Below are 3,430 nucleotides of genomic sequence, written 5' to 3' on the forward strand. Positions count from 1 at the left end.
AAAAACATCACAAACGTGAGACTTTCTAACGGAAAAGCAATAAAACAGGTTTTTTGTGCATTTTCATACTACAAACGCTCAAGGGCTAAACACAAATGAGTGATAAACTTTCACTTGCTGAATTTGTGAGCACGCAGATGAAAAAAGCCACCTCGCCAAAGGTGGCCTTCATCAAGTTACCAGTGTGGGCCGGGAACAATCCGTTTTGAAATTGCGTGATACCGGTTAGATTCTAGTCCGAAGTCTTTAAGTAGGCTTACAACGGGCTGGCTGGTGCTTGGTGCATTTGTGGTTTTTCAACAATTTTTGAAAGCCTTTATGCCAGATACAACCAACCAACCAACCGACGCGCCTGATGTCGCACCAACCAAACTCTATCCAGTCACTGAAGCCTCAGCCCGCGTCAACCTCGGGCTGACCCGCTTTCGCGCACTGGTGAAAGCCGGGCGCATACCTGGGCCAATCAGGATCACACCGAAGCGCCCTGTCTGGCGCGAGTCTGACTTAGCCGCCTTTATCGCAAAACTCTAAGGTGGTACGCCATGACCACCAACACGATGCCCGTCGGGGCAGGCACCGACACGCCTAGATTTAGCAACAGCACCAGCAAGCCACACCCTTACCGGGTAAGACCGCACCAGCCAGCGGCAAGCAATGCCGTAACAAGCCTGATCGCCAGTTTTGAGATGGCAGGTCACAAAGTCCTAAAAGACAACAACGGCGGTTTCAACATCGTCAAGTTTGGCCTGGTGCGCTACTGCAAAGACCAGACAGATCTGATCGCGTTTGCAAAGATTGTGGGGGTTCAGCAATGACAGCACCACAACTGCAACGCGCCACATTTTCGACTTCGCGCCTGATGGATTTTTTCAGTCAAAAGGAGTTGACCGCGCAGACTGGTCATCACGTCAACGACTGGCCGACGGTGATCATCAAGGAGCTGATCGACAACGGGCTGGACGCTTGCGAAGATGCCAGCATTGCACCCGTCTTACAAGTCACCTTTAATGCCGATGGCATCAGCGTTATAGACAACGGGCCGGGCCTGCCAGCGTCAACGATTGACAACGTGCTGGATTTTTCAATACGGGAATCAAGCCGCGAAGCCTATGTTTCACCGACCCGTGGAGCGCAGGGCAACGCTTTGAAAACGCTGGTAGCCATGCCGTTTGTGATGGACGGCGACCACGGCGTGACAACCATTGAAGCCCACGGCACCCGGCACACCATCACCTTGAGCGTTGACCGCATCAGGCAAGTGCCGGTCATCGATCATCAGACAGAAACGATTGAAAGTAAAAAAGGCACGTTTTTTCATGTTGGCCTGAAAAATTCACCTTGGTTAAAAACACCGAGTGCAAAGGCACGATTTTTACAAGTCGCAACCGACTACACCCGGCTGAATCCGCACCTTAATCTGACCGTCGCATGGATCGATGGATCGCTTGATGAAGTTGTTGTCATCAAGCCAACGACCGGCACCTGGGATAAGTGGAAACCATCAGACCCGACAAGTCCGCACTGGTACAACCTGGAGCGGCTGGAGCGACTGATCGCGGCGTACATCAGTAAGGAGCCGACCAAAACCGTTAGGGAGTTTGTTGCGGAGTTTCGAGGTCTTAGTGGAACCGGCAAGCAAAAGGCGGTGCTGGACACCTTGAGCTTGTCTCGGGTAGCACTTTCGACGCTTGAAACACCCGATGGACTAGACCACCTTGTCATTGAGTTGATGCTGTATGCCATGCAGCAAAACTCTAAACCGGTTCCTGCAAAGCTATTGGGTGAAATTGGCCGGGCGCATTTTGAAGCCAAGTTTGCCGCCAGCGGCTGCAACATGGAGTCATTCAGCTACAAGCGCATCTACGGCGAGCGGGAGGAACAGCCGTGGGTCATTGAAGCAGCGTTCGGTTATGGCCGGGGGATTGAATCGCGCATCATGGTCACTGGCGTAAATTGGTCACCGGGCCTACTGAATCCGTTTCGTGATCTGGCTGGCGTGAGTTTGGACACGGTACTGACCCGGCAGCGCGTTGACCACGAACAGCCGGTCATGTTTGCCATGCACATAGCTTGTCCGCAAGTCAGCTATCTTGATCGTGGCAAGTCATCATTGGTGATCGAACCAGATCAGGCTGAAGCGATTGTGCAATGCACCGAGTCGGTCACCAAAGCCTGGTGCAAGCAGGTCAAAGCAGAGGAACGCCACCTATCGGCACGGCTGAACCGTGAAGATGCTTTAACGAAGGTCAGTAAGACCAGCACCAAGGACGCGGCGTATCAGTGCATGGAAGCCGCCTATTTGAAGGCCAGCGGCGGCGGCATTTACCCGGCACACGCTCGCCAGATCATGTATGCAGCAAGGCCGTTTGTGCAGGAAATCACCGGTACCGACATGGATGACAAGTATTTCATCAAAACCCTTTTGCCAAGCTACATCGAGGAAAAGGGCGTTACCTGGAACATCGTTTACGACGCACGGGGCCACTTCACAGAACCGCACACCGGGCACACGGTTGCACTGGGCACACTGGGAGTCAGGGAGTACTTGCGAGGAATTGCAAGGCACCGCGTGAGTGAGTTGGCGTTTGATTTTGCAGAAGCACGCTATCCAACGATGGGGCCGAAAAATCGTTACCAGACCATTCTGTTTATCGAAAAAGAAGGGTTCATGCCATTGTTTGAGCAGATCAAACTAGCTGAACGGTACGACATTGCGATTATGTCAACGAAGGGCACTTCGGTTACGGCAAGCCGCGAACTGATCGACAGTCTGTGCAAGGACGGTAACGACGTTCGCTTGCTGGTATTGCACGATTTTGACAAGGCCGGGTTCAGCATTCTGCAAACACTGACAAACGACACTTGGCGCTACAAGTTTGACAACAAAGTCGAAGTCATTGATCTGGGTGTGAGGCTTGGTGATATCGACGGCTTGTCAGCGGAGCGGGTTCAGCATACCGGCGATGACCCGGCAGCAAACTTGCGGGACAACGGCGCAACCGAGGATGAAATCAAGTTCCTGCTGACTCAGCGGGTAGAGCTGAATGCTTTTACTTCAGATCAGTTTGTTGCATGGATTGAAGGCAAGCTAAAAGCGCATGGCGTTGAAAAGGTCGTCCCTGATGACGATACCTTGCATGATGCGTATCAGCGAATCCATCGCATGACCGAGGTTCAAAAAGTCATCGACAAGGCGATTGATGATATGGACGATTCTGATCTTGACCCACCCGACGACCTGGCCGATCAAATCCGCGCGATACAAGCTGACAACACGACCTTGACCTGGGACGCGGCGCTAAGGCGCATTGTTGCCAGCGACACCGAGGAGGTTGAAGTATGAAAGCCACCACCAAATCAAGCGCAGACGCTACGCCAGCACATAGCGGCAACATAGGTGCCACCATTGGAGAAAACCCGGCTTTAGCCC

3 protein-coding genes are annotated in these 3,430 nt (G+C 52.7%); all 3 read left to right on the forward strand.

The window, feature by feature from the left end:
• Positions 1-273 precede the first annotated feature (273 nt).
• Genes ACOYNV_RS26750 through ACOYNV_RS26760 form a run of 3 tightly spaced genes read left to right on the forward strand, consistent with a single transcriptional unit; the run spans position 274 to position 3,343 of the window.
• On the forward strand, positions 274-531 hold the full coding sequence (locus ACOYNV_RS26750; protein WP_422902863.1) for a helix-turn-helix transcriptional regulator: 258 nt from the start codon (positions 274-276) through the stop codon (positions 529-531).
• Positions 532-542: 11 nt separating this feature from the next.
• Complete coding sequence (locus ACOYNV_RS26755; protein ID WP_422902864.1) at positions 543-815, forward strand: hypothetical protein; 273 nt, start codon at positions 543-545, stop codon at positions 813-815.
• A 44-nt stretch (positions 816-859) separates the two neighbouring features.
• The gene (locus tag ACOYNV_RS26760; protein ID WP_422902865.1) at positions 860-3,343 is read left to right on the forward strand and encodes a hypothetical protein; all 2,484 of its coding nucleotides are present in this window, start codon (positions 860-862) and stop codon (positions 3,341-3,343) included.
• Positions 3,344-3,430 lie beyond the last annotated feature (87 nt).

This window comes from Propionivibrio sp. (genome assembly GCF_049316945.1).
Classification (GTDB): Bacteria; Pseudomonadota; Gammaproteobacteria; order Burkholderiales; family Rhodocyclaceae; genus Propionivibrio.